The following is a 24,074-nucleotide window of genomic DNA, read 5'->3' as shown; positions in this document are numbered from 1 at the left end:
GAGAGCATGACGCTGATCGACCTGGACCAGCCGCCGCCGGTGCCGGAGACGGCCCGCCGGGAGCCCCGCCGCTGGCGGCGGATCGCCGCGGCCGCGGCGCTGATGCTGGTCGCGGCCGGGCTGGGCGGTTTCGCCACCGACCGGTGGCAGCAGCAGCGCAACCGGTCGACGGTCCAGGTCGCGGTGCTTGCCGATCTCAGCCTGTTGCCGCCCATGCGCTACGAGATCGGCGCCCAGGCCAGCCGCCGGGTGGCCGCCGTCCTGCATCTCACCGTGGTGAACACGGGTCCGGCGCCGGTGCGGCTGGCCGCGATCAGCGTCACGGCGTTCGGGATGGGGACCGACGACTGGATGCCGGTCGACAAGCTGATCGCGCCGGGTCAGGGGACGATCAGCACGAACTACGGTGGCATCGACTGCGAGGACACCGCGCTGGCCGGGACCGCGCCGGCGACCGCCGAGGTGGTCACCACGGACGGTGACCACCGGCGGCGGATCGCGGTTGACCTCGGGGAGTGGCGCGATCAGGTGGCTCAGACCTGCACGAAGGTCTGAAGGGCTATTTGTACGTGATGTCGCTCTGGGTGACCTTGCAGTTGGTGTCGTTCCAGCCCTCGCCGAGGTAGGTCGGCTCGCTGCCCTTGGCGACGCCCTTGTACTTGCCGCAGACCACGACGCTGGAGCTGTTGCTGATCGTCACGCGGGTGATGGTGGCGACGTCACCCCAGTTGCTGTTGATCCCGGCGACCATGTCGATGTCGTTCAGCAGCACGTTGTCGATCTTGACGTTGCGCTGGTAGGAGTTGGTGCAGTTGCCGCAGCCACGGTAGAGCTTGCCGGAGCCGCTGAGGTAGAAGCCGGAGATGCTGACCGTGCCGTTGCCGTTGTGCTGGAAGGTCTTGTCGCTGCCGGAGCGCGCGCCGCCGCCGATGACGTAGCTGGTGCCGCCGCCGGTGCCCTTGAACGTCGCGGCGTCCTCGCCGATGTCGTTCCACCACACGTTCTTGATCGTGCAGGTGCCCTCGCAGTGCACGCCGTCGCCGGCCGGGGAGCCGATGATGACGTTCTGCAGGGTGCCGCCGTTGGCGATCGAGAACATCGGGTCCTGCGACTCGCTCTGCGAGCCGTCACCGATGCAGCAGTACGTCTTCATCCCGCCGTCGAACGTCCCGGACACCGAGATGGTGCCGGAGACGCTCACCGAACCGGCCGAGCTCGGCCACGCGCCGGTCGGCGTGCCGGTGCCGCTGGTCGGGCTGGTCGTCGGGCTCGCGGTGGGGCTGGTGGTCGGGGTGGTGCCACCGCCGTTGTACGTCTCGAACTCGGCGATCCGCGGCGCCGCGGACGCGCTGGTGATCTCGAAGGTGAGCTTCTTCAGCGCGGTCGAGGTGAAGCTGATCGTGCTCGGGCTGCCGCTGCCGCTGGTCAGCACGGATCCCGAGTCGGCGTTGAGCACCCGCCAGGCGCTGATCGTGCCGCCGCCCGAGGCCTGTTTGATCACGGCCGAGGACACCGTCGTGGCGCTCGTCCACTTGACCGAGACGGAGCCGGTCGCGCTGGTCGGCGCCCAGTAGGTGCTGGTGTTGCCGTCCTTGACGTTGCCGTAGCTGGTGCCGCTGGCCTTGCTGGAGCCGTCCGCGCCGGCGCTCAGGCTCAGGTTGTCCGCGGCCTGCGCGGGGCTCATCGGCAGCATCAGCGCGATGGCGGCGCTCGTGATCGCGGTGGCCGCGCCAGCTGTCCACCGTAGAGCGAGAGATCGTTTCATCGGTGCCTCACCGTCGTCTTCAGGGGGTGCGCTCCGGGGTGCTCCGCGCCGCGGCCGTCGGCGGGAAAGCGCTTTCCTGTGACCATAGGGAAACGTCGATGCAATAACAAGGAGTTGCAAAGTTTGCAGGAAGTTGAACGCGACTCGCGTTTTTCTCAGGGTAGGCCTAGGGGATAGGCCCGATTCGATGGCCGCGGGTTGCGGCGAGACTCGGCCGCATGAGATTCCTTCGTACGCTGAGCGCCGCCGTGGTCACCGTCGCCACGGTGGCCCTGGCCGCTCCGGCCTCCGCCCAGACCGCGCCGGATCCGACCGATCCGCTTTCGTACGACTACAGCGACTGCCCGCTCCTGCCGTCCGGCATCGACCCGACCGGCTGGCGCTGCGAGGTGCACCTGGCCACCGGCGCGATCACCGTCGGGCGGCAGCGGCTCACCGGCATCCCGATGCGCCTGGTGCACGCCGAGGGACCGCGCCCCGACGGCACCACCGGCCAGATCTTCGGCGGGCTCCAGTCGCGCCCGACGGCGGTGCCGGGTGGCCGGATGACGGTGCAGGTGCGCTACGCCGGGTACGCCGACCTGGTCGGGAACGGGCCGGACCCGGGCGGGCTGTACCTGATGCTCACGGTGCGCGGCCCGGGGCTGGGCGAGCACTGCACGATCGGCACCGTGGCCGATCCGATCCGGACACATGCCGCTCGGGTCGGTGCCACCACCACGATCCCGACCGACCCGCCGATCAAGCAGTTCACCCTGCAGGACACCGCGTTCACGGTGCCGGCGTCCAGCGGGTGCGGCCCGCGTGCGCACCGGGTCGACGCGCGGTTCGGGCTGCCGTCGGCGACGGGGAACGTGCTCACGTTGGAGACTGCTTACACGTACCAAATGTATTGATCTTTGAATCGGCGGTCAGCGGGAGTAGATGACCTCGCGCATCAGCTTCGCGGTGGGCGCGGCCGGGCAGAGCTGATACATCGCGGCCAGCCGTTCGTCACCGAACTGCTCGAAGTCCCGGACCGTGGCCGGCCGGGTCTCCTCGTCGGTGACCTCGTATTTCACGGTGTCGGCACAGAACGAGAGGAGCACGCCGAGGGAGTCGATGATGCTGTCGCCGTTGCCGATGCGCTGGTCGATGACGACAGCCTTCTTCTCCGCCCCGGTCAGCCGGTGCGAGTCCGGGACCTGGGCCTCACAGAAGTAGGTCCCGCTGTTCTCCGCCCAGGCGTCTTCGAGCGACGTGTACGTCACTTTGTCATCGGAACGGCCGACGTTGCACTCGATCGTTATCTCCGGCGTCGCCACCGTTGTCGTCGGGATCTGCGTCGCCGTCGCCTTCTTCGTCGGGATCCGCGTCGTCGCTGCCGGGATGGCCGGGTGGGGCGTGTACTCGGCGGTTGCGGTTGCGGCCGCGACCGCCTCGACGGCCGCGCTTGGCTCGCCAGGTTTGGATCGCGCGCCCCACGCCACCACCCCGGCGCCGGCGATCACGACGAGGATCGCGGCGAAGGCTGCGGTCTTGGCCGGATTCCGCTGAGCGATCTTCACGGCGCCGAAGCCGGAGAGCTTGTGCAGGACGGCCGGGGCGGTCGCCGCCAGTTGCGGGACGGTCCGGAAGGCCGGCGGCAGGTCGACGGCGAACCGGGACAGGTCGGCAGCCCAGACGGTCTGGTTCACCGCCACAGCACGTTCCTCGAACTCCGGGAACTGGAGATATCCCTGAGCGGCGGCCTCGCCCAGCCGCTCGACGACGTGCGCCCGCTGCTCGTAGGTCGCGCGGCCGGGGAGATCCGCCGTGAAGGTCGCGAGCTGATCGGCCCAGACCGTGAAGCTGGCCGCCGCGGAGCGCTGCTCGAACTCGGCCAGGCTGACCCGTCCCTCGCCGAGTGCCCGGTTGAGCTCCTCGACGGCCTGCTCTCGTTGCACGTTGCTGGCGCGCACCCGTTGACCTGTCACGACCACGCCTCACTCGTCACCACCCGGGCACTGGACCTCGCTGGTATCGGCGGGCCGGGCCCGAACTTGAGGCCACGTGGTTCGCTCCACACGTTCTGGTGCCCAGCGCCCGCTCTCGAGCACGACGCACACCCGCGGATCCCGGGGCGCCGCGGCGGTTCAGGCGGAGCACGGTGGGGGCGGCGCGCGCCAATGGCAGGTCGGTGACCATGAGATGGTCCGCTGTGCCGTGGCGACAGCATCTTTGCCGTGGCGACAGTATTTTTGGTGGTGCCGACAGCAGCGCACGTTGCGTCCCCGGCTGGTTGCCACGGCCGTTATCAAGGCCCTCAAAACGGCCGTCAGGCCCAGCTGAGCGATCCCGGCTGGCTCTGGCGGCCGGTTTGTGTCCGGTTTGGCGGCCGTCAGGCCCAGCTGGGTGATCTCGGCTGGCTCCGGTTTGTGTCCGGTTTGGCGGCCGTCAGGCCCAGCTGGGTGATCTCGGCTGGCTCTGGTGGCCGGTTTGTGTCCGGTTTGGCGGCCGTCAGGCCCAGCCGGGTTGGTCGAGCCGGGTCTGACCGGTTGAACCACCACGGGTGCTCGCCGGCGCGACCCGGCGAGCAGTCATTGCGGCGTCGCGAGCCGCGGCCCAGCCGCCTGGCAAACCGACTGGCGCCGGGATGCACCTGACGCCACGGGGAGAACCTGCTGGTGTCGCGTCGCCGCAGGGTGGTCCGGTTGGTGGTGGGCAACGGGCGTCGGGGCCCGCGGGCGACGGGGCTCGGGGCGGTAGCAGTACACGTTCCTGTTGTGCGGACGTCTGCCGCCCACCGGGGGGCTGTATGCGCACGCGAACGGGCATCGCGTACCCGCACCGCCCACCCGACGGTCGAGCGGACCGGCCTCTGCCGACGTGAGTGCCGCGGCGGCTGCGCCCCCGGGCCGCGTCCCTGGCCCGCGCCGCGGTTTCGGGCCCCTGGCCCGCGCCGCGGTTTCGGGCCCCCGGGCCGCGCCGCGGTTTCGGGCCCCCGGGCCGCGCCGCGGTTCCAGGCCCCCGGGCCGTGCCCCGGCCCGCGCCGCGGTTTCGGGCCCCCGGGCCGCGCTGCGGTTCCGGGCCGCCTCCGGCCCGAGCCGCGGGTTCGGGCCCCGGGCCGTGCTCCCGGCCCGCGCCGCGGTTGCGGGCCGCATCTTCAGGTGGCAGAGGTCTCCGCTTCGGTGATCCGGTCGAGGATCGTGTGGTAGAGGTGCCGTCGGTCCGGGCGGGCGTGGCTCGCCGCGTAGGTCAGGGCGCCGAGTGCCGGTGGACCGGTGCGGAGCAGGGCGTCGGTGGCGGCCCGGCGGACGATGGCGTGCTGGTGGGCGAGCAGGCCGACGATGGCGGGGATCGCGGGCTGGTGGGCGGGGTGACTGAGGGTGCTGATCGCGGAGCGGACCACGGCGGGTTCGGGGTCATCGAGCAGGATCATGGTGTGGCTCAGGTAGGTGGAGCGGCTCAGCAGCCGGCGACCGAGGCGGTGGGCGTGCAGCCGGACCCGGGCGTGGGGATGGTGGAGCAACTCGGCCAGCAGGTCGGTGATTTCGGGGTCCTGGCCGGTGCCTGGATGAGCCGTGGTGTCGTGGTGGTGGCCGGTGCCCGGGGCAGCTTTGGTCCCGGGGCGGGGGCCAGTGGTTGGGTCGGCGTCGGCCAGCTGGGTGAGCGCGCGACGGATCTGTTCGGGATGACCGGTCCGGATCGTGGTGATCAGCTCGGGTCGGGTCGGCCGACGGGTGGCGGGGCCGGTCGGGGGCTGCCGGCGCTCGCGGAGGGCCGCCAGGGCGGCGGCATCGCGGGCGGCGGCGTCCGGGTCGCGGAGCGGGCCGTCCACCAGGAGGAGCCGGTCGGCGAGGTCGGCGCGTCCCGCGGCGCACAGCCGCCGATCGGTATCGGACAGTTCCGGGGTGCGCAGCAGGGGCTGGCCGACGATCAGGTCGAGGAAGCCCCAGGCTCCGGCGTCGAGGCGGCCGCGCAGGCTTGCCGCGGTCAGGTCGGGCGACGCGCGCAGCACGTGTCCGGCTGACGTTCGGGTGGCGGGTCCGCCGTTTTCCCACCAGTCCAGCAGCAGCGGGATCAGGTGCTGCCGGTCGGCCGGAGCGAGGTGCCGTGCCACGCGGGCTGCCCGTTCGTGAACGGCGTCGCCGCCGGACCGCAGCTCGGCCTCGTCGAGGGTGGTCAGGGCGCGGGCGAGGGCGGGGGTGATCGCCAGATCGACGCGTCCGTGCAGGAACGCGCGGAGCACGGTGCGGGTGGTCTCCGGTTCGGGCCAGTCGCGCAGCGTCGCGGCCGCGGCGTCGCGCTGGTTCCGGGTGGGTGCGTCGAGCAGGGCGAGCAGGCGGTCGCGTTGCGCGGCCGAGCGGGGCTGGTCCAGGTCGCCGTCGTACGGAGTGCGGGCGGTGGGGACGGGGCGGTGGGCGTCCTCGGTCAGAGTCCAGGGGGGTGTGTCGATGGGTTGGAGGGCTTCCATCCAGTCCAGCATCGCGGCGCGGGCATCCTGGGCGGCTGCGGGGAAGACGTCGATCAGGGTGTCCAGGCGCTGCCGGGAGGAGACCGTGCCGTCATCGGCTCGGCGGAACTCGTCGAGGGTGTCTGTCCCGCGTACGGCGGCTTCGAGCGCCTGCCGCCAGGCCGCGGCGCCGGGACCGGGATCGGGACCAGGAGCGGAACCGGAAGTGCGGGTCGCGGCGAAGGCGTCGCGCAGCAGGGCGGTCTCGGCCAGCCACGGGTCGGGGCCGAGCCGGGCCTCCGCGAGGGCGTGCTCGACGTCCGTGCGGGTCAGGACCGCGCCGTAGCGGCGCAGCAGGACCAGCGATGACCGGCGCCCGGCGGCCGGCGCGAGTGCGCGGATCCGGGAGATGAGGCCGAGTCGCTGGGCGGGGGACAGGTGCGCAGCGACCGCTTCGAACACCTCGATCAGGTCGTCGCGGTCCTGCCCGGTGGTGTCGGACAGGCCGCTGACCAGGGTGTGCGCGGCCCGGCTGAAGGTCGCGAGCTCGTCGGCCGACCAGGGAGCCGGGCAGAGTCTCAGGATGAACCGCAACGTCGCTGGCCGGCTGCCCGGGACAGCGTCGGCCAGTGCGAGCCAATCGGCGAGCATCGGCCGCAGCCGGTCGAGCCGATCCGTGCCTACCTGCTCGGCCGGGCGGTCCTTGTGGTCCCGACGGTCCCGGTGGTCTCGACGGTCCTGTTGGTCGTGCCGGTTCACGATTTGTTGGGCGATTGCCGGGTTCCAGCCGTCGAGCGTCAGGGCATCGATGTCAGAGTCGAGGGGGTCGGCGCCGGCTGGGCGGTTGCTGCTGGCCGGTGCGGCGAGGCCGTGTGCCGCCAATGTGGCCGTCAGGTCCTCGATGGCGCCGGAACCGAGCTCGATCCGGCCCGCGGCGATCTGGGCGAGCAGGACCGGCGCGATCGGCGACTCCTGGTGGGCGAGGGCGTCGACCGCGCGGGCTGACAGCTCCCGGCTGAGCCCGTCGAGCAACAGTTCGCGGGTCCGGTCGTCGCCGGCCTGTTCGGCCGCCGCGAGGACGGTGGCGGCATACGCGGCGCCGAGAATCGCCCGCAGCGCCGCGACGAGGTCGGCCCGCAGGCCCGGGTTGTCGTGGTGGCCCAGCCAGAACAGCAGCCGGGGCACCACCGCGGGCGTGCCGGCCCGGACCAGGGCCGTGGCTGCGGTCTTCTTGACGTTCATGGAAGGGTTCTCCAGGCACGCTGCGATCGCCGGGGCGGCCCAGTGGGCCCGGACCTGGCCGAGCGCGAGCAGCGCTTGCCGGACGGTCTGCGGGTCGCCGGCGGTGGTCAGCACGATCAGGCTCGCCGACAGCGCCTCGGCGTCGGCGGCGATCAGCGCGATCACCTGCTTGCGGACGTGCCGGTCGTGGTGGCGCAGCAGGCGGTGCACCCTGGCCCGGGTCCCCGGGTAGGGCGCCTGGCGCAGCAGGCCGAGCAGGATCGCCCGCTCGGCGGAGGACAGGTCGGTGCGGTCGATCAGGTCCAGCGCGATCGTCGCGACGAGCGCGTGGCCGGCCTCGTCGGCGCTGCCCGCCGCCCGCAGGTAGAACGGTCGCAGCTTCCGGCGTTCGTGCAGCCGGGCGCCGAGGGTGTGTATCGCGGTCACGACCGCATCGGGCACGACGGGTTCGCTCGTGGGCCGGCCGTCCGCGGGTGCGGCATCGGCGGTTCCGGCGAGGTCCCCGACGATCCGCAGCAGGATGTCGGTGATGCTCGGCAGCACGGCCGGGTCACCGCTGCGGGCCAGCCGGAGCAGCGCCTGCTCGGGGTCGTCCGGGTCGATGTCGGCGTTCAGCACCGCCAGCTCCCGGGGATCGGCGGCGCCGAGGTCGGCCCGGACATCCGGTGACAGGTCGCGGGGGTTGAGACGCTCCAGAATCGCGTGCCGCCGCGCGGGATCGCCGGTGAGATGCCACAGCAGAGCGAGCGCACGATGCCGCACCGGCCGCAGGTAGGGCGCCACGAGCCCGGCCCCGGGCGCACCAGCCGGAGGCGCGCCCACCCGCGGTGAGCCCGCCTCTGGCCGGTCGACCTCGGATGTGCCGGCGGGGGGTGCGGCGGTCCGGGGGTCGTCGGACAGCGGAAACGGCCCGGGACCGGCGTGGGGTGCGGCGGCCTGGGAGTCGTCGGTCGGCGGAATCAGCCCGAGTTCCTGCCGCAGCACCGCCACGGTCCGCGGACCGCCGATGGCCTCGAGAGCGCTCAGCGCCGCCTCGGGTGCCCGCGGCAGCGCGTCGAGGACCGCCGCTTCGGCCGCGTGGTGTCCGAGCGCGCGGATCGCGGTCAGGAACGGTTCCGGATGTGATGTCGCGGACAGCGCGGCGGTGAGGGCGTCGCCCACCGGCAGGTCGTCGCTGCCCTGCTGGGCCAGGCCGACCAGCAGCGCCACCCGCCGCGGCCAGCTCGCATGGTCGGCGTCCTCGGTCACCAGCGCGCGGAACGCCTCGTGCCGGCAGGTGAACAGGATGGTGGCGGCCTCGGTCGCGGAGATGCTGTGATCGGCGAGCGCCAGCTCCACGATGGCGGCAGCCTCCTCGCCGCGCGGGAAGAGACCACGCCGGTGCATCGCCCGCAGGCAGGCGGCCGCCGCCGCGCCGAACAGCAGCGGATCGCCGGCCGCGATCGCCGTGACCTCGGCGATGTCGCCGCGGCCGGCCAGCTCGCCCAGCGTCTGCAGGGCGTGCTGCCGGGATCGCGGCGGCCGGGCCGGGTCCGCGACGATGTCACGCAGCAAATCACCGTGTCCATGCCGAGCCGCGACCAGGATGGCGGCATCGACCCCCACAGCATCGAGCCGCGCGGCCTGTGATGCCGCTGACGGAACGGTGAGCAGCGGCCGCAGGAGCTCCCGGGGGAGCGGCGCGAGCGCGGCCCACGGCTCGGCGAGCTCCGCGAGCACCGCGACGTCCGGGGTGCCGATCACCGCTCCGTCCGGGGTGCCGAGCATCGCGCCGAGGTGGTCGCGAGCGCGGCCCGGGGCCAGCAACCCGCTGTGCAGCGCCTCGCGGATCAAGCGCAGCGCCGCACCCCGCAGCACCGGATCGTCGCCGGCGATCAGCTCACCCACCAACTGTTCCGGCCGAGCCACGTCTGCGGCGGTGACCCCTGCGACCGCCTGGTAGAGCAGCTCACCGGCCGGCTCCGAGCACACCGCCCCCGGCTCGTTGACGATCTCGGCCCGGAGCCACGCGATCTGCACGGCGACCGGCAGCCCGGCGGCCCGCCAGCGCGGCCGGTGCTGCCGCGGGACGTGCCGCCAGAGCCGCTGGTACAGCCCGGCCAGCACCAGCGCGGTCTCCGGCGGCCCGGCAAGAGTGTCCGGGAGCAGCCTGGCGAACTCCGCCAACTCGGACTCCTCGACCCGGGGCTGAGCGATCCGCGCGCCGAGGCGGTCCAGGCCCAGATGCCGCAGCCGAGGGTCGTCCTGGCTGACGAGAAACCTCAGCACGGCGAGCGTGTAGTCCCGCACGCCGAGGTGGGTGGCGAACCAATCGAGGTCGCCGCGCCGCGCCGCTTCCCGAACCGGTCCCCGCACTGGCGTCATGAGGCCCGATGCTAACCGGGGCCGTCGCCGCACCCCCGCCAGTGAGTGGCGCCCTCGGCCGGCACGGTGTGTCCGGCCGGATGGGCCGGGGCACCGACCGGCGGTGGCCCGATGTGGACCGGGCCGTCCGACGCTCGGCAGGTCAAATCAGACCGATCGGCCACTCATCCAGGCATTCCCATGGCCGATGGAGTGGGCATACATATCGCGTGTTGCGGCCAAAGGAGGCGGCATCATGAAGGCTCAGGTCAGTTCATCCGCTGGTGTGCGGGGCCACGTGTCCCCTGCGGTGGGTTCGGCGCCGACGCGGACGTATCAACCACTGACATGGATCAGGCCGAGCGCGGGTCAGGTGCTCGCGGCCAGCGCTTCCGCTCTGGGCAAGGCGTGGCTGACGATCATCGTCGGCGCGGCGGTGCTCGTCGGAGCGGGGATTGTGATCGCGCTGGTGCTGACGACGATTCTCGGTGTTCTCGGGCTGGATGCCGCCGACTCGTATTCCTGACCCCGGGGCGACCTCGGCCGGCGCGGGGGTGGCACCAGCGGACGAAGCCGGTGACATCCCCGCACCGAGCGGGGTCAGTACACGTACGGCCAGGCGGAGGAGTCCCAGCCGAGCAGGTTGATGCCGAGGCGGGCGTCACCGGCGGACGTGTAGTAGTGGTAGACCAGCACGTCGGCGTCCGTGTCGGTGAAGACCGCCGGGTGGCCCGGGCCGTAGATGCTGCCGTGGGTGGCCAGGATCTCGGTGCCGCCGCCGGCCGTGGTCAGGGTGCCGGCGCGGTCCTTGTACGGGCCGGTGATCGACGTGGACCGGGCGACCATCGTGCGGTACGTGCTGGACGCGCCCTGGCAGCAGAAGTCGAACGACATGAACAGGTAGTAGTAGCCGGCGTGGTAGAAGACGTACGGCGCCTCGACCGACTTGCTGTTCACGAAGCGCTCGGCGATGTTGTAGAGCGTGCTGTCGGCGCGCTTGCCCGTACTCGGATTGATTTTGACCATCTTGATGCCGGACCAGAACGAACCGAACGTGAGCCACCACTCGCCGGACGGGGTGACCGTGAGGTTCGGATCGATCGCGTTCCAGTTGCTGCTGGTCGTCGACTCGATGATCTTGCCGTAGTTGGACCAGGTGCCGGCCGCGCCGGTGGTGGAGGCGGCCAGGAAGATCGCCGACTTGCTGGAGCCGAACGTGGAAGCGGCGTAGTACATCAGGTACTTGCCGCCGTGGTACGAGATGTCCGGCGCCCAGAGGGTGGCGCTGCCGCCGGTGTAGTCGTTGGCCCAGGACGTGCCGCTGGGGAACGCCTTGCCGGCGTCGGTGAACCTGGTCCGGTCGGGTGAGGTCTTCAGCGTGATGCCGTCGCCGGTGGTGGCGAGCAGGTAACCGCCGCTCGGGGTCTTGGCGATCGACGGGTCGTGCGCGCCGGTCGAGCCGGTCACCACGCCGGGGTTCGGGTAGGTGGCGGCGCTCGCCGGTCCGACGCCGAGCACGGCGACGACGCCGGTCAGCCCGGCCAGCAGCAGGGTACGGAAGCGGGTCTTCATGGGGGATTCGCCCTTCCGGGAGGGGTGGGCGGCCCCGCTCGGGGAAACGGGGCCGCCCCATGGGGACGGGGGTCAGCGTAGTCACATACGTCTATGTGATTGCCAACATGTTAACGATCACATTTCGGAAGTCAAGCCGCTGCCCGGGCATGCTGGCGACGCTCACAACAAGATCGTGAGGTCGTGGCGGTTTGCGTTCGAGTCGGTGCGACTTCCGCGCCGGGGACCGGGCGCCCGAGAGGCCGGCGGGCGGGATCAGAAGCGGTCGAACTTGGCTTCCAGGTCGACCGGGGCGGTGCTCGTCGCGCTCATCGCCGGCGCCGAGTTCTCGTTGTACGCGCCGCCGCGGTCCCACGTGCCGCGGCCCGGGTTGGCGGCCGGCCAGGTCGCGTTCGGCTGGCCGAAGCTGCGCGACGACGACCGGTGTCCGCCGCCGCCCGTGGTGAAGAAGTCCATCAGGGACGTCAGCTGCGCGGTCTGCGCCGACATCTGTTCCGCGGTGGCCGCGAGCTCCTCACTGGACGACGCGGTCTGCTCGGTGACCTTGCCGATCTGCGACATCGCGATGTTGATCTGCCGGACCCCGGTGGACTGCTCCCCGCTGGCGGCCGCGATCTCCTGGACCAGATCGGACGTACGCACGATGTTGGGAATCATCGTGGACAACAGCTCCCCGGCGCGTTCCGCGGTCTGCACGCTGCCGGCGGCCAGCTGGCTGATCTCCTGCGCGGCGATCTGGCTGCGCTCGGCGAGCTTGCCGACCTCCGTCGCGACCACCGCGAACCCCTTGCCGTGCTCGCCGGCCCGGGCCGCCTCGATCGTCGCGTTCAGCGCCAGCATGTTGGTCTGGAACGCGATGTCGTCGATGATCCCGATCTTGCTGGTGATCTCCTTCATCGCCGCGACGGTCAGCTGGACGGCGTTGCCGCCCTCCTGGGCCTCGGCCGCGGTGGTCGTCGCGATGCCCTCGGTGGCGGCCGCGTTCTCGCTGTTCTGGCTGATCCCGGCGGTCATCTCCTCGATGCTCGCGGTGGTCTCCTCGACGCTGGCGGCCTGCTCGGTGGCGGCCTGCGACAGGCTCTGCGAGGCGCCGCTGATCTGGTTCGACGCGCTGTTGAGCTGGGCCGCGGACTCGACGACGGTGGACACCGTCTCGCTGAGGCGATCGAGCGCGCTGTTCAGCGCCATGCCCATCCGCCCCACCTCGTCCTGGCCGTAAACGGTCACCCGCTGGTCGAGGCGGCCCTGGGAGAGCCCGGTGAGCACGGTGACCGTCTCGTTCAGCGGCCGCGCCACCGCCCGGACGATCACCTGCACCACGGTGAACGTGAGCACCAGCGCCACCAGGATCAGCACGATCATCAGCATCCGCGCGGTGGCGTAGGCGTCGGCGGACTCGGCCAGCGACTTCTTGGCCGCCCCGTCGTCCTTGGCGATCAAGTTGTCGACGGCCGTGTTCATGGCGTCGGACACCGGGTTCACCTGGTCGGCGACGACCTTGTTGAATTCGCTGATCTTGCTGGCCGCGGCCAGCGGGCGCAGTTTGTCGGTCAGCAGCTTCTTGTACGCGATCCAGTTGGCGGTGAACGTCTCCTGGTCGGCGTCACCCTGGGCAGTCGGGGTGAACGAGGCCCAGATCTGATCCATCGCGGTGACCGCGCCGTCGAGCCGGACCAGGGCGGCATCGGTCTCCGAGCCGGCGGTGGCCATCGCCACGCTGCGCAGCGCGAGCCGGACGTCCCGGTAGTCGGCAGCGATCTCCCCGAGCTGGCGCACGTCGTGCAGGTTGCTGTTGTAGAGATGCGCCAGGCGGTCCTGGGTACGACCCAATTGGAAGATCCCGAAAACGCCGAGGACGATCAGCAGGACGCACACGATTCCGGCGAGCCCGCGCAGTTTTCCCGCGATCGGCAGATCCCGGAATGAGAACCGGCTCCGCTGCGGGCGTGCTACCGATGATTCCGTCATGGAATTGCTCCCCCTGGACCCGGTTCTCACCGCCTTCGAGCCAGCCTATCGGCGAGATGTCGGAGCGATGCCGGAAAGCAGTTTCCCGAGGAATGCCGACGGAATCGGACAACGGGCCGTAAATGGTCGATGCTCCGCCGGTCGGTGAAGAATCTGATCGAATGAGCAGACCGCAGAGCACGACGGGGGAGGCTGACGGTGAGCACGGTTACCGAAGCCGGGCGGTATCTGACGTTCACGCTGAACAGCGAGGCGTACGCGCTCGACATCTTCCACGTGACGGAGATCCTGGAGTACCGGGCCCTGACCGTGGTGCCGATGATGCCCGACTTCATCCGCGGCGTGATCAACCTGCGCGGCCGGGCGGTGCCGGTGATCGACCTGGCCATCCGGTTCGGCCGGGGCAGCACCACGATCCAGCGGCGCACCAGCATCATCATCGTGCACATCACCGATTCATCGCTGGCCGAGATGACCGAGCTGGACGGTGCCGACGGGCTCGCCGACGGCCAGGACATCGGGGTGCTCGTCGACTCGGCGTCCAAGGTGGTGACGCTGCTGCCCGACCAGATCGAGCCGGCGCCCGCGTTCGGCGCCGGGATCCGGGCCGACTACATCAGCGGGATGGCCCGCCGCGACGACGACTTCCTGATCCTGCTGGACATCAGCCACGTGCTGTCGATCAGCGACATGGTCCGGATCAGCGAGGTCGCCCAGCGCCCGGCCGGGCACCGCGAGCCGGCGGATCCGGGCTCGCCGTGATCGCCCCGCAGGCGTACGCGCGGTCGTTGAGCCGGGCGGACTTCCAGTTCATCACCGGGATCCTGCACGAGCACACCGGCATCCGGCTGGCGCCCGGCAAGGAGGCGCTGGTGGCCAGCCGGCTGGACCGGCGGATCCGGGCGCTGGGGCTGTCCGGGTACGCCGACTACGTACGGCTGCTGCAGGACCGCTCCGGCTCGGGCGAGCTGCGCCAGATGATCGACCTGCTGACCACGAACGAGACGTTCTTCTTCCGCGAGGAGCAGCATTTCGAGTTCCTGCGCCGCGAGGTGCTGCCGGGCCGCCGGGCCGGGCGCACGTTCCGGCTGTGGAGCGCGGCCAGCTCGACCGGCGAGGAGGCGTACACCGCGGCGATGGTGCTGGCCGACGTGTTGCCGCCGGGCAGTTGGGAGATCATCGGTACGGACGTGTCGACCCGGGTCGTCGAGGGCGCGCGCACCGGGCTCTACCCGATCGCGGCGGCCGAGAAGATCCCGCGGCAGCTGCTGCGCCGGTTCTGCCTCAAGGGCCGGGACGAGTACGAGGGCCTGATGACGGTCAACCGCGAGCTGCGCGCCACGGTCCAGTTCCACTGCCTCAACCTGATCGAGGACTTCGCCCACCTCGGCAAGTTCGACGTGATCATGCTGCGCAACGTGATGATCTATTTCGATCAGGACACCAAGCGCTCCCTGGTCCAGCGGCTGCAGGAGATGCTGGTCCCGGGCGGGCACCTGATCGTCGGCAGCTCGGAGTCGCTCAACGCGATCCCGTCGCGGCTGCGGATGGTCCAGCCGTCGATCTACGCGGCGGACGGTGACGGCCGTGGCTGACATCTACCTCAACCCCGGCGACTACCGGTTCGCCGCCGCGGACACCCGGATGCACACCGTGCTCGGCTCGTGCATCTCGATCACCATGTGGCACGCGGGGCTGCGGATCGGCGGCATGTGCCACTACATGCTGCCGTGCGGCACCCCGCCCGGCGAGCCGTTCAACGCCCGCTACGCCGACGGCGCGATCGCCCACTTCCTGCGCGACGTGCGCCGCACCCGGACCAGCCCGGACCAGTACGAGGTGAAGATGTTCGGCGGCGGCCAGCAGTTCCCGCACCTGAACGTCCCGTCGTCGCTGAACGTGGCGAACCACAACATCGAGGCGGGCGGCGCGCTGCTGCGCGACCACGGGTTCACCGTCTCGGTACGGCAGCTGGGCGGCACCGGCGCCCGGCGCCTGATCTTCGACGTGGCCACCGGCACGGTGTGGATGCGCGCGCTCGCGGTGGCAGCGGCATGATCGGCGTGCTGATCGTGGACGACTCGGCGGTGATGCGCCAGGTCCTCTCGGCCCGGCTGCGGGAGAACCCGGGCATCGAGGTGACCGGCGCGGTCGCCGATCCCATCTTCGCGATGGAGCACATGAACAAGTCCTGGCCCGACGTCGTGGTGCTGGACCTGGAGATGCCCCGGATGGACGGGCTCACCTTCCTGAAGAAGATCATGGAGGTACGCCCGACACCGGTGGTGATCTGCTCGACGCTGACCCAGCGCAACGCGGAGAAGTCCCTGGAAGCGCTGTCGGCCGGCGCGGTCGCCGTGATCGCCAAGCCGGAGACCGGGCTGAAGAAGTTCATCGAGGACGACGGGGGCGACATCGTGGCGGCCGTGCGCGCGGCGGCGGCTGCCGGTCAGCGCCGGCGTACCCGTACCCCCGCGGTTGTCCCCGCCGGCGGACGGCCCGCAGGGGCCGGCGCACCGTCAGCCCGGACGGTCCTGGCCCCGCCGTCCGCGCCGCGGCCGCGCTCACAGGCCTCCGTCGCGGAACGACTGATCGCGATCGGCACCTCCACCGGCGGCACCCAGGCCCTCGAGGTGGTGCTCACCGCGCTCGCGCCCGGCGGACCCGGCGTGGTCGTGGTGCAGCACATGCCGGAGAAGTTCACCGCCGCGTTCGCCGCCCGGCTCGACGGCATGTGCCGGGTCCGGGTCCGGGAAGCGAAGGACGGCGACCCGGTGCTGCCCGGCGAGGTGCTGGTCGCCCCGGGCGGCCGGCACCTCGAAGTGCTGCGGATGGACACCCGCTACCGGGTGCGGGTCTTCGACGGGCCGCCGGTCAACCGGCACCGGCCGTCGGTGGACGTGATGTTCCGGTCGGTGGCGAAGGCGGCCGGCCCGGACGCGCTCGGCGTGATCATGACCGGGATGGGTGACGACGGCGCGCGCGGACTGCTCGAGATGCACAAGGCCGGCGCGTTCACGGTGGCCCAGGACGAGGCGACCTGCGTGGTGTACGGCATGCCCCGGGAGGCGGTCGCGCTCGGAGCCGTCGACCGCGAGACACCCCTGTCCACGATCGCGGAGGTGATCCACCACCATGGCTGACGTCCTCATCGCGGCGGTCGCGCTGGCCGTCGGCGCCGGTGTCGGCTGGGCGCTGCGCGGTCGCCGGATCAACCACGGCCCGGCCGCTGCCGGCGTACCGCCGGACGGCGGCGGGCAGGACCTCACCAGGTTCGCCGGTTCGGTTGCGCCGGTCTGGTCCGCCCAGATCGATTCATCTCGTACGCAGATGGAAAGCGCCGTTTCGCAGCTCACCGAGACGTTCGCCGGCATCGTCGAGCACCTCGACACCGTGCTCACCTCGTCGTCCGGGGTGCTCGACGAGGGGCAGGGCGGCGCGTTCGACCGCAGCCGCGAACGCCTCGGCATCGTGGTCGGCACCCTTGACGACGCGCTGACCGGCAAACGCGAGGCGCTCGCCGAGCTGCACTCGCTGCTGAGCCTCAACGAGGAGCTGCGCCAGATGTCCGGCGAGGTCACCCGGATCGCGTCGCAGACCAACCTGCTCGCGCTGAACGCGGCGATCGAGGCGCAGCGCGTCGGTGCGGCCGGCGCCGCGTTCGGCGTGGTCGCCCTGGAGGTGCGCCAGCTCGCCGACCGCTCGCAGAACACCAGCGAACGCATGGTCGAGAAGGTCGACCGGGTCGCCCAGGCGATCACCGCGGTGCTGGCCACCGCGGAGGCCAGCGCCGAGATCGAGGGCAACGCGGTCGCGCACGCCAACGGTGAGGTGCAGGCCGTGCTCGACGACCTGATGACCATGCTGGGCCGGATCCGGGACTCCTCGCAGGGCCTGGAACAGGCCGCCGTCGGCATCCGCGGCGAGATCAGCGACTCGCTGGTCAACCTGCAGTTCCAGGACCGGGTCAACCAGATGCTCGAACACCTGAGGGACAACATCGGGCTCTTCCCGGACGTCGCGGCGGCCGCCGCGTCCGGGGCCGCGCCGCTGGACGCCCGCGTGCTGCTGGACGAGCTCGCGTCCCGCTACACGATGGCCGAGGAACACCAGGCGCACAACTCCGGCGGGCCCGCCAAGGTCAGCGAATCCGAGATCACATTCTTCTGAGCACCATTTTCCCGCAGAACGATTCCTCATAGGAGGCGGCGATGGCCAAAACCATTCTCATCGTGGACGATTCCGCGTCGGTGCGGCAGGTGGTCAGCATCGCGTTGAAAGGCGCCGGATACGAGGTGATCACTGCCAATGACGGAAAGGACGCGCTGAGCAAACTGGGCGGCCAGCGCATCCACCTGATCATTTCGGACGTGAACATGCCGAACATGGACGGGATTACGTTCGTGGCCGAGGCGAAGAAGTTGCCGGCCTACAAGTTCACCCCGATCATCATGCTCACCACCGAGTCCCAGGAGGACAAGAAGAAGCAGGCCCAGGCGGCCGGCGCGAAAGCCTGGGTGACCAAACCGTTCCAGCCCGAGCAGATGCTCAGCGCGGTGTCGAAACTGGTCGGCCCGTGACCACGGTCGCACCGGCCGGCGGGCTGCGCCGGTTCGTCTTCGACGACGAGCTGACCGTCGTCACCGCCGCCGAGCACCGGGAACGCCTGCTCGCCACGCTCGGCGACGGCGCCGGCCTGCGGATCGACCTGTCCGGCATCGCCGACCTGGACACCGCCGGGCTGCAGGTGCTGCTGGTGGCCCGCAACGAAGGCGTACGCCTGGGCCTGCCGGTGGAGTTCGCCGACCCCAGCCCCGCCGTCGCGGAGGTGCTCTCCCTGACCCGCCTGGAGCTGTGATGGCCCTCGACGACGACATGCGCGAAGCGCTCGACATGTTCGTGACCGAGGCGCGTGACCTGGTGCAGGGCCTGGAAGAGGGCCTGCTCGAGCTGGAGGACCAGCCGTCCGGCGGCGAGGCGGTCAACGCGATCTTCCGGGCCGCGCACACCGTCAAGGGCTCGGCCGGGCTGTTCGGGCTCACCCACCTGGTCTCGTTCACGCACGTGGTGGAGACCGTGCTGGGCTCGGTCCGCGAGGGCCAGCTGCCGGTGACACCCGGGCTGGTCAGCGCGCTGCTGCCGTGCGTCGACCACATCTCGGCGATGATCGAGGGGATCGCGCAGGGCCGGCTCGAACCGGACGCCGCCCGGGCCGCCGACGGGGCCCGGCTGCTGACCGGGCTGGAGCCGTACCTGGCCGGCGGCCCGGCCGTGCCGGCGCCCGTCGGCGAGACCGCGGTGGCCGCCCCGCCGCAGGACGGCGTCTGGCACCTGGACCTGCGGTTCGGCCCGGACTGCCTGCGCAACGGGATGGACCCGCTGTCGTTCCTGCGCTACCTGTCCACGCTCGGCACGGTCACCGCCGTCAGCACCGACATCAACCGGCTGCCCGAGGCCGCCGAGATGGACCCGGAGACCTGTTACCTGGGCTTCACCGTGGACCTCGAGACGACCGCGCCGAAGAGCGAGATCGAAGCGGTCTTCGATTTTGTCCGCGAGGACAGCGACATCCGGATCACGCCCGCGGAGAGCCGGCTCGACGCGTACGTCTCCGCGATCCGGGCCATGCCGGAGAACGACCGGATCGGCGACGTGCTGGTCAGCAGCGGCGCGGTCACCGAGCTCGAACTGGCCGAGGCGCTGCGCGTCCAGCAGGAACGGGCGGTCCGTGAGGGCACCCAGCCGGTGCCGATCGGGGAGATCCTGATCGAGCAGGGCATCGTGCAGCGCGGGATCGTGGACGCGGCGCTGTCCAGGCAGCGGCGCACCACCGAGACCCGCTCGCAGGACACCCGGACCATCCGGGTGGACGCGGCCCGGCTCGACAAGCTGATCGACCTGGTGGGTGAGCTGGTGATCGCGCAGTCCAGCACCGGGTTCACCGGCTCCGACGGGGCTGGGTCGGACGGGGCTGGGTCCGCCGGGGCTTCGGCCAGATCCGACACCGCTCGCTCGGATGCCGCCAGTGAAGCGCAGGGTGAGGTGATGCGGCTGGTCGACGAGGTGCGGCACAGTGCGCTGTCGCTGCGGATGGTGCCGATCGGTACCACGCTGCGGCGGTTCGAGCGGGTGGTGCGGGACGTCTGCATGGAGCTCGGCAAGGAGGTGTCCCTGGTGATCACGGGTGGGGACACCGAGATGGACAAGGCTCTCGTCGAGCGGATCAGTGACCCGTTGCTGCACCTCGTACGCAATAGTCTTGATCATGGAATTGAGCAGGCCGCGGAGCGCCGTCGGCACGGCAAGGCGCCCCAGGGGACGTTGCGGCTGAACGCCTATCACGACGCCGGCAACATCGTGATCGAGGTGACCGACGACGGGCGCGGGCTGGACCGGGAGCGGATCCTGGCCAAGGCCGTGGAACGGGAGCTGATCGCGCCGGACACCGCGCTGACCGATCCCGAGGTCTACAACCTGATCTTCGAACCGGGATTCTCGACCGCGGCGACCGTTTCCAATCTGTCCGGCCGGGGGGTGGGCATGGACGTGGTCAAGCGCAACGTCTCCGCGCTGCGCGGGAGCATCGAGGTGGAGACGACCCGCGGTCTGGGCACCACGATCCGGATCCGGCTGCCGCTCACGCTGGCGATCATCGATGGGTTCCTGGTCGGCGTCGGACAGTCGTCGTTCATCGTGCCGCTGGACCGGGTCACCGAGTGCGTGGAGTTGCCGGAGGGGCAGCTGGGCCGGGAGTGCATGAACCTGCGCGGCGAGGTGCTGCCGTTCATCAGGTTGCGGGAGCTGTTCCACATACCGGGTCCGCCGGCGCGCCGCCAGAGCGTGGTGATCGTGGAGCAGTCCGGGCTGCGGACCGGGCTGGTGGTGGACAGCCTGCTGGGCGAGCTGCAGACGGTGATCAAGCCGCTCGGGGTGCTGTTCAGCCGGGTGAAGTGCATCAGCGGGTCGACGATCCTGGGCGACGGCGGGATCGCGCTGATCCTGGACGTGGGGCCGCTGATCGCCGATCACTCTGATCGGGAACAGACCCGGCAGGCGGTGCTTGTCTGATCTTGTAGTCGTGGTTCGGTTGCTTCTGTGGTCACGTTGAGTAACCGGGGACACAGTCGGCTATTACTCAGACGTTTAGCGGCCACGCCGATGCAACGGATATGCGACCGGAAGCACGACGAATCCTGCCCGCCGTAGGCGCCCTGACCGCATGTGTCCTCGGCTTCCTGCTTCTCCGTGAGGTTGCCACCGGTGCGTTCGGCGACCTCGAGGCCCGGCAGGTGGCGCAGGACGCCGAGCGGATCCGGATCGGGCTCGACGGTCAGGCCCGGCTGCTGACGGCGTTCGGCGTCACCAACAGCATCTGGGACGAGGCCTACGACGCCATCGGCACGGCCGACACGGCGAGCTTCGAGGCCAACTTCCCGCCGGCCACCCAGCACGACGCGAACGACCTGGACGGCGTCCTGGGCATCGGGCCCGACGGCAGCCTGCGCGCCGGTGGCCTCACCCCCGGTGGCGACCAATACCTCGCCCTGCCGGCCGGGCTGACCGACCCGGCCCTGCTCAAGCGGCTCTACGATCCCGGCGCCCCGGCCGGAACCGCCACCTGCGGCGTGCTGTCCGCCGGCGGGGGCTACCTGTTCTGCGGCCTGGGCGCGTTCCACAGCACCGGCGAGGGCACGCCGTCCGGCGGCTTCGTCATGCTCAAACAGCTCAGCACCGTCCGTCTCGGCGCGCTCGGCAAGGACCTCGACCTGAGCATCACGCTCGCCACCGGCGCCAGGTCCGGCGCGATCGCCCAGCCCGCGCTGACCAGCATGATCGGCTCGGTCGCGGTGCACACCGTGGTGCTGGACGCCGACCGGATCGCGGTCGACGCCACCATCGGCACCCTCGACGGCGGCAGCCTGACCCTGGAGGCGATCCAGCCCCGGCCGATCTACCAGGCCGCGACCCGTACCGCCTGGCGGCTGTTCGCCATGGTGGCCGTGGCCAGCCTGCTGCTGGTCGGGTTGATGCGCTGGTCGACCCGCCGGGCGCTGCGCGGCCGGGTCCGTCCGCTGCTGCGCACCACCGAGCAGATCATCGCCTCCGGTGACCATCAGCTGCGGATCAACGCGTCCGGCACCGACGACCTCGCCGCGCTCGGCCGGGCGATCGACTCGATGCTCGACCGGATCAGCACCAACGAGCAGCAGCTGCGCACCGAGCAGGAGCAGCGCCAGCAGGAGGTGCAGCTCGCGCACGAGGAGCAGCGCGCGGCACAGGACTCCTCGCGGCGCGCGGCCCGGGAACTGGTCACCGGGACGTCGGCGGCGGTCAACGAGCAGCTGGCGGGCGTGTCCGAGCGGGCCGCGACGGTGAGCGCGGCGGCCGGGCGGATCGAAGGTCAGGTGGCCGGGGTCCGCGATGCCGCGGGTCGCCTGCTGGTCAGCAACGAGGCGGCCGCCGGCGCGGTCGGCACCCTGCACGCGAGCCTGCGGCGGGTGGACGAGGTGGCCCGGTTCATCGGCGGGATCGCCAAGCAGACGAACCTGCTCGCGCTGAACGCGACGATCGAGGCGGCGCGGGCCGGGGAGGCCGGGAAGGGCTTCGGGGTGGTGGCCGACGAGGTGAAGTCGTTGGCGACGACAACCGCGGAGTCCACGGCGACCATCAGCGCGACCCTGGACGAGCTGAACGAGCACGTGGAGGCGGTCGTGGAGATCATGTCGACGATGAGCGGGGCGATAGCGGACATCGATGTGACGACCGCGCAGGCGCAGGTCATGACGGGGGAGCAGGCGAGCACTCTGAGCGCGTTGACGGGTGAGGTGTCGGCGGCGATCGAGCGGCTGGACCGGTTGGCGGTCTGATCTTCTACTGTTTGATGATCGCTTCGGCAGGGTCGGTGGTGGCGACGTAGAGGGCGAGGGCGGTGCCGCCGGTGCGGGTGATCACCCAGACGTGGCCGGTGTAGGTCTGCTGGTCGTAGGACTGGCCGGGGGCCAGGTCGGCGTACCAGGTCCGGTTGTGGTCGTAGTTGAGCCAGGAGACGCTGACCGTTTCGCTGGTGGTGTTGGTGAAGCGGATCGAAGTGGACGTGCCGTCGGTGGCGTCCTTGAGATCCTGCTCAGCGGTGGCCGGGAGGGCTTGGAGTTCCGGCAGGCCGGTCACAGCCACTTCCGGCGTGGTGGCTTCCGGCGCGGGGGCTGTGGTCGTGACGGCGGCGGGGGATGTCTCGTTCTTGCTCTGCGGCCAGAGGCGGATGGCCAGCACGACCGCGCCGAGGCACAGCAGGAGACCGAGAGTGATCACTAGGGTGGCGAGGCCGCGCTTGGTCTGGGGTGGACCGGTTTCGACGAGAGGCGGCTCCCAGGGCGCCAGCGGCACGGTCGCGGGTGGCTGATAGGCCGGCGGCACCTCAGGCAGCTTGTCGGTCACGGTGCCACGGTAGTAGGCCGCCGCTCACGTCAAGCCGACCAACTCGGGCGGAAGCTCGATGCCGTCTTCTACGCAGGTGACATAGATCTTCGCCTGTGCCGGGGTCAGTGCCGGGGCGGTCCGGCGCAGATGCCGCATCGCGGAGAGAAAGCCTTCGTCGGACAGGACCTGACGGACCCGCTCCGCGAGGACGTCCAGGAGTGTGACCTGCCAGACCTGCTCCACATACCTCCACACCCAGTCGCCGGTGACGGAGGCGACGGTGCCGATGGTGTGGACGCTCTGGTCGTAGCGGTCCACGAGGTAGGGGCCGCCGCCCAGCCGATATTGAGGGTCACCGGTGCGGAGGTAGTCGACCGAGGCCCAGTGCACGATCCAGCCCAGCTCATGCTCCTCCACCTCGGAGACCGCCAACTCCGGCGCGCTCGCCGGCCGGCTCTCGCGATCCCTCCGCATCCGGGCCTCGGCCAGCTCCACAGCACGCCCTCGCGAGATCATCGAGCCATCATCGTCGCCTGCGTCGCCGTCGTCGGCGGCGGCATCCGGAGTGGCCTGGATCAGCCGTTGTCGGGTTGGGGTAGTGGTGGCCACGTGCGGAGTTCCGCAGCCCCGACTCGTACCTTCGCCCAGTCGACGGCGCGGGGCGTGGTCAGGCGCTGCCCGAGCCAGCCGCTGCGGTTCGTGTGCTCGGCCCGCAGCTGCCGTACGTCCAGGTCGATCCCGGGCGGCGGCCCGGACCGTTCCAGCGCGGTGACCCGGTCCTCCATCGCCGCGATGAACCGGCGGTCGAAATCCTCGACCGCGGCGAAGAACTCCACGGCCGGCACCGTGGCGTCCAGCTGTGCCGGCCCGAAGGTGCCGAGCCCCGCCGGTGCCACCTGCTGGCGAAAGGTCACCAGATCCGCGCCGTCCACCACATGCCGCCAGCAGCTCACCTCCGGCGAGTCGGTGAGATAACCCAGATCGAGGCAGTAGTCGCCCTGGACATCGAAAACGGCATCCACGTCGTCGCCGAAGTCGTCGTCGGGGAACTCGCGCGACACGAAGGTTCCGTCCACCAGCGGGATCAGATCCTCGGGTACGGGTTCCCGCAGCGCCCAGCGCAGCCCGTTCAGGTCTTCCCAGAGCCGGGCGACGTAGTAGTCGGGATGCGGCCGCTCGAGGTCCCAGTGGCGCACCGCGTCGTCGGTGTAGCGGAGGAATTCGCAGCCCGGGGCGCTCATCCAATACCACGCACTGGTCAAGCCGAACCAGTGCAGCCTCGGTTCGTCACCACCCCAGGCCGGCACGTCCAGCACCGGCCGAAGCACGAACTCGATCCGAAACACCGATCAC

General features: G+C 70.9%; 20 protein-coding genes. 12 read left to right on the top strand and 8 right to left on the bottom strand.

Going from position 1 to position 24,074, the window contains the following annotated elements:
* The first annotated feature begins 6 nt into the window (after nt 1-6).
* Complete coding sequence (locus tag ADL15_RS03970) at nt 7-555, top strand: hypothetical protein (RefSeq protein ID WP_067685200.1); 549 nt, start codon at nt 7-9, stop codon at nt 553-555.
* A 4-nt stretch (nt 556-559) separates the two neighbouring features.
* On the opposite strand, the gene ADL15_RS03965 is transcribed toward ADL15_RS03970, so the two are convergent.
* Nucleotides 560-1,765: a pectate lyase gene (locus ADL15_RS03965; protein WP_067685199.1), complete on the bottom strand. Its 1,206-nt coding sequence runs from the start codon at nt 1,763-1,765 to the stop codon at nt 560-562.
* Nucleotides 1,766-1,983: 218 nt separating this feature from the next.
* Between ADL15_RS03965 and ADL15_RS03960 the strand changes: the two genes are divergently transcribed.
* A complete protein-coding gene (locus ADL15_RS03960; protein WP_067685198.1) occupies nt 1,984-2,661 on the top strand; it encodes a hypothetical protein in 678 nt (225 codons plus the stop codon).
* A 15-nt stretch (nt 2,662-2,676) separates the two neighbouring features.
* On the opposite strand, the gene ADL15_RS03955 is transcribed toward ADL15_RS03960, so the two are convergent.
* Nucleotides 2,677-3,720: a DUF1707 SHOCT-like domain-containing protein gene (locus tag ADL15_RS03955; protein ID WP_198170512.1), complete on the bottom strand. Its 1,044-nt coding sequence runs from the start codon at nt 3,718-3,720 to the stop codon at nt 2,677-2,679.
* Between the two features lie 1,169 nt (nt 3,721-4,889).
* Nucleotides 4,890-9,785, bottom strand: a complete 4,896-nt coding sequence (locus tag ADL15_RS03950) for a HEAT repeat domain-containing protein (RefSeq protein ID WP_157441148.1) — start codon at nt 9,783-9,785, stop codon at nt 4,890-4,892.
* A gap of 235 nt (nt 9,786-10,020) precedes the next feature.
* On the opposite strand from ADL15_RS03950, the gene ADL15_RS52625 reads away from it, so the two are divergent.
* On the top strand, nt 10,021-10,290 hold the full coding sequence (locus ADL15_RS52625; protein WP_157441147.1) for a hypothetical protein: 270 nt from the start codon (nt 10,021-10,023) through the stop codon (nt 10,288-10,290).
* Nucleotides 10,291-10,364: 74 nt separating this feature from the next.
* On the opposite strand, the gene ADL15_RS03945 is transcribed toward ADL15_RS52625, so the two are convergent.
* Together ADL15_RS03945 and ADL15_RS03940 are read right to left on the bottom strand one after the other, a co-directional pair.
* The gene (locus ADL15_RS03945; RefSeq protein ID WP_067685195.1) at nt 10,365-11,336 is read right to left on the bottom strand and encodes an arabinan endo-1,5-alpha-L-arabinosidase; all 972 of its coding nucleotides are present in this window, start codon (nt 11,334-11,336) and stop codon (nt 10,365-10,367) included.
* Between the two features lie 255 nt (nt 11,337-11,591).
* Nucleotides 11,592-13,304, bottom strand: a complete 1,713-nt coding sequence (locus ADL15_RS03940; RefSeq protein WP_083970881.1) for a methyl-accepting chemotaxis protein — start codon at nt 13,302-13,304, stop codon at nt 11,592-11,594.
* A 198-nt stretch (nt 13,305-13,502) separates the two neighbouring features.
* Here ADL15_RS03940 and ADL15_RS03935 point away from each other — a divergent pair, with 198 nt between their 5' ends.
* From ADL15_RS03935 to ADL15_RS03895, 9 genes are all read left to right on the top strand, one after another.
* Nucleotides 13,503-14,066 (top strand): chemotaxis protein CheW, encoded by a 564-nt coding sequence (locus ADL15_RS03935; RefSeq protein ID WP_232343882.1) that lies wholly within the window; start codon nt 13,503-13,505, stop codon nt 14,064-14,066.
* A complete protein-coding gene (locus tag ADL15_RS03930) occupies nt 14,063-14,899 on the top strand; it encodes a CheR family methyltransferase (RefSeq protein ID WP_232343881.1) in 837 nt (278 codons plus the stop codon). Before ADL15_RS03935 ends, ADL15_RS03930 begins: the two co-directional genes overlap by 4 nt.
* Complete coding sequence (locus ADL15_RS03925; RefSeq protein ID WP_157441146.1) at nt 14,892-15,362, top strand: chemotaxis protein CheD; 471 nt, start codon at nt 14,892-14,894, stop codon at nt 15,360-15,362. The genes ADL15_RS03930 and ADL15_RS03925 overlap by 8 nt, the downstream gene beginning before the upstream one ends.
* Entirely contained in the window at nt 15,359-16,447 is a 1,089-nt protein-coding gene (locus ADL15_RS03920; protein ID WP_067685191.1) for a protein-glutamate methylesterase/protein-glutamine glutaminase, read from the top strand. Before ADL15_RS03925 ends, ADL15_RS03920 begins: the two co-directional genes overlap by 4 nt.
* A complete protein-coding gene (locus tag ADL15_RS03915) occupies nt 16,440-17,474 on the top strand; it encodes a methyl-accepting chemotaxis protein (RefSeq protein ID WP_067685190.1) in 1,035 nt (344 codons plus the stop codon). The genes ADL15_RS03920 and ADL15_RS03915 overlap by 8 nt, the downstream gene beginning before the upstream one ends.
* A 41-nt stretch (nt 17,475-17,515) precedes the next feature.
* Nucleotides 17,516-17,884: a response regulator gene (locus tag ADL15_RS03910; protein ID WP_067685189.1), complete on the top strand. Its 369-nt coding sequence runs from the start codon at nt 17,516-17,518 to the stop codon at nt 17,882-17,884.
* Nucleotides 17,881-18,162, top strand: coding sequence for an STAS domain-containing protein (locus tag ADL15_RS03905; protein ID WP_198170511.1), 282 nt, complete (start codon nt 17,881-17,883; stop codon nt 18,160-18,162). The genes ADL15_RS03910 and ADL15_RS03905 overlap by 4 nt, the downstream gene beginning before the upstream one ends.
* Nucleotides 18,162-20,372 carry a chemotaxis protein CheA gene (locus ADL15_RS03900; protein ID WP_067685188.1) on the top strand — a complete coding sequence of 737 codons (2,211 nt, stop codon included), beginning with the start codon at nt 18,162-18,164 and terminating at the stop codon, nt 20,370-20,372. Before ADL15_RS03905 ends, ADL15_RS03900 begins: the two co-directional genes overlap by 1 nt.
* Before the next feature lie 101 nt (nt 20,373-20,473).
* Entirely contained in the window at nt 20,474-22,171 is a 1,698-nt protein-coding gene (locus ADL15_RS03895; RefSeq protein WP_067685187.1) for a methyl-accepting chemotaxis protein, read from the top strand.
* Between the two features lie 4 nt (nt 22,172-22,175).
* Here ADL15_RS03895 and ADL15_RS03890 read toward each other — a convergent pair whose 3' ends face one another.
* Genes ADL15_RS03890 through ADL15_RS52620 form a run of 3 tightly spaced genes read right to left on the bottom strand, consistent with a single transcriptional unit; the run spans nt 22,176 to nt 24,067 of the window.
* On the bottom strand, nt 22,176-22,739 hold the full coding sequence (locus ADL15_RS03890; protein WP_067685186.1) for a VHL beta domain-containing protein: 564 nt from the start codon (nt 22,737-22,739) through the stop codon (nt 22,176-22,178).
* A gap of 24 nt (nt 22,740-22,763) precedes the next feature.
* Entirely contained in the window at nt 22,764-23,237 is a 474-nt protein-coding gene (locus tag ADL15_RS03885; RefSeq protein ID WP_083970879.1) for a YrhB domain-containing protein, read from the bottom strand.
* A gap of 59 nt (nt 23,238-23,296) precedes the next feature.
* A complete protein-coding gene (locus ADL15_RS52620) occupies nt 23,297-24,067 on the bottom strand; it encodes a DUF5984 family protein (RefSeq protein WP_067685184.1) in 771 nt (256 codons plus the stop codon).
* Between the last annotated feature and the right edge of the window lie 7 nt (nt 24,068-24,074).

This window comes from Actinoplanes awajinensis subsp. mycoplanecinus (genome assembly GCF_001509495.1).
Classification (GTDB): Bacteria; Actinomycetota; Actinomycetes; order Mycobacteriales; family Micromonosporaceae; genus Actinoplanes; species Actinoplanes palleronii.
This window is presented reverse-complemented; position numbering and strand designations above follow the sequence as displayed.